The following is a 580-nucleotide window of genomic DNA, read 5'->3' as shown; positions in this document are numbered from 1 at the left end:
AGAGCTTTCCAGCCACATGATGAAAGAAGAGCAGATCCTCTTCCCGATGATCAAACAAGGCATGGGCAGCCAGGCAATGGGGCCAAGCAGCGTAATGGAAAGCGAGCACGATGAAGCGGGCGAACTGCTGGAAGTGATTAAACACACCACCAATAACGTCACACCGCCGCCAGAAGCCTGCACCACCTGGAAAGCGATGTATAACGGCATTAATGAACTGATTGATGACCTGATGGATCACATCAGTCTGGAAAACAATGTACTGTTCCCACGCGCGCTGGCGGGTGAGTGATCTAAAAGCTGGATGGCATTGCGCCATCCAGCATGATAATGCGGTTATTTCCGCAGTTCAGCAGCCCGCTTCTTACCAATAAACAGCCAGCCCAACCCCAGCGCGATAAACCACAGCGGGGTAACCAGCAGCGCCTGGCGAGTGTCATCTTCCAGTGTCAGCAACACGACCACGAACACAAAGAACGCCATACATACCCAGCACATCAGCTTGCCGAGCGGCATCTTGTAGATCGACTTCTCATGTAGATGAGGACGCTGTTTGCGATACACAAGGTACGAGCAAAGG

At 52.4% G+C, this 580-nt stretch carries 1 protein-coding gene and 1 pseudogene; one reads left to right on the top strand and one right to left on the bottom strand.

The window, feature by feature from the left end:
- Positions 1-292 (top strand): hemerythrin domain-containing protein (locus ACFFRH_RS44965; protein ID WP_512701155.1); only part of this gene is annotated, 292 nt, incomplete at its 5' end.
- A gap of 44 nt (positions 293-336) precedes the next feature.
- On the opposite strand, the pseudogene ACFFRH_RS44960 reads toward ACFFRH_RS44965, so the two are convergent.
- Positions 337-580, bottom strand: a pseudogene (locus tag ACFFRH_RS44960) (hypothetical protein); the annotation flags it as partial.

This window comes from Streptosporangium vulgare (assembly GCF_042428775.1).
GTDB classification, from domain to species: domain Bacteria; phylum Actinomycetota; class Actinomycetes; order Streptosporangiales; family Streptosporangiaceae; genus Streptosporangium; species Streptosporangium vulgare.
This window is presented reverse-complemented; position numbering and strand designations above follow the sequence as displayed.